The organism is Mesorhizobium sp. M7A.F.Ca.US.005.03.2.1 (genome assembly GCF_003997795.1).
Classification (GTDB): domain Bacteria; phylum Pseudomonadota; class Alphaproteobacteria; order Rhizobiales; family Rhizobiaceae; genus Mesorhizobium; species Mesorhizobium ciceri.
The window spans coordinates 1-1480 of sequence record NZ_RZRP01001173.1; the positions used below are offsets into that span (position 1 = coordinate 1).

3 protein-coding genes are annotated in these 1480 nt (G+C 62.5%); all 3 read left to right on the top strand.

Annotated features, from left to right (window positions below):
• The first annotated feature begins 98 nt into the window (after positions 1 to 98).
• Positions 99 to 455 (top strand): hypothetical protein, encoded by a 357-nt coding sequence (locus EN991_RS35910; protein WP_127370500.1) that lies wholly within the window; start codon positions 99 to 101, stop codon positions 453 to 455.
• A gap of 32 nt (positions 456 to 487) precedes the next feature.
• The gene (locus EN991_RS35915; protein WP_263499075.1) at positions 488 to 634 is read left to right on the top strand and encodes a hypothetical protein; all 147 of its coding nucleotides are present in this window, start codon (positions 488 to 490) and stop codon (positions 632 to 634) included.
• Between the two features lie 273 nt (positions 635 to 907).
• Positions 908 to 1480, top strand: a 573-nt coding sequence (locus EN991_RS35920) for a TAXI family TRAP transporter solute-binding subunit (RefSeq protein ID WP_127370501.1), incomplete at its 3' end; no start/stop codon positions are given.

Consider the following 1480-nt stretch of genomic DNA (forward strand, 5'->3'; position numbering starts at 1 on the left):
GGGTTGCGGAGGGTGGGGAGGGCACCTGACCGCAGCTATCGCCTTGTGGGATGAACAGGTCTATGCAGGCCCTTCACAAGGCTTAGGAGAGGCTTCGGATGAGAAACGCAATCTGCCTCGCATTGACTGCGGCAGTGGCTGGGTGCGCGACCTCCCCGGTCGACTATGAGGCGTCGCTTTCGCAGCAGGACCAGAAATGGGCCTCCCCGGCATGCCAGCAGGCCCGCAGGGCGGCTTCGGATTACGAGGCTCGCGAGAAAGAGCATCCGGGATGGGGTTTCGGCGTCCTGCTTGGTCCATACTCGCTGGGGCTCGTAGCAGCCATCAAGGAGCATGAGCAGAAGCAACGAAAGCTGTTCGCCCGCGAAGTGCACCTGCAATGCTCAAGCCTGCCGCTGCCGAAGGAACTGCAGGGCGATTTGAACCCTGCCGTACCGCCGACCAAGTATCCATAGACTGCCGCGCCTTCCGGGCGGAAGGCGCCGGGGTGGCCGCCGTCATTGGCGGCACCTCGATCTTCGGGGGCCGCGGTGTCTACACCGGCACCATCCTCGGCGCCCTGATCCTGACCGTGCTGACGACGCTCTTGACCATCCTGCAGATGCCGGAGGGGGCAAGGCGACGGCTTATTTGAGGGTTGTGGAGGGAGAGATAGGGGCGGGTTAAGGTGAATGGCTGCTTTTGGGCCGAATTCAGACAGGCAGCTTTTGGCGCAAGGATGCGAACTACTGCCGTTCAACCAATGATAAAGGCTCAGATCGAATTTTGGTGCTTCTTCAAAATTTGCACCTATTGAGGATGCGCCACGGCCAGCCCGCGAGGACCGATCCGCTCTCAAAAAGCGTGTACAGGTTGACAACACCTTGGCCGCTGCAACATCCTGCCGGTTTTTAGACTGGGAGGTAGCATGACTATTTCGATCAACCGCCGCACCTTTTCCATAGGCGCGGGCGCTCTGGCTTTGGCTGCGGCCGGATTTTCGCCGGCACGCGCGCAGCAGGCGTTTTTCCGCATCGGCACGGGCGGAACGTCCGGCACCTACTATCCGGTGGGCGGCCTGATCGCCAACGCCATCTCGGCAACCGGGGCGGCCGGCGTCGAAGGCTTGGTCGCCACCGCCACGTCCTCCAACGGTTCGGTGGCCAACATCAGCGCCATCCAGTCGGGCGCGTCCGAATCGGGCTTCACGCAATCCGACGTCGCCTACTGGGCGCATTCGGGCACCGGCCTCTATGAGGGCAAGCCCAAGGTTGACGACCTGCGCCTCATCGCGACGCTTTATCCCGAGACGATCCATTTGGTCGCGCGTGCCGACGCCGGCATTAAGTCGGTGGCGGATCTCAAGGGCAAACGCGTCTCTCTTGACGAGCCGGGCTCCGGCACCATCGTCGATGCGCGACTTGTGCTTGGCGCTTACGGTCTGGCTGAAAAGGACGTGCAGCCCGAATATCTCAAGCCTGGCCCGGCCGGAGAGCGGCTG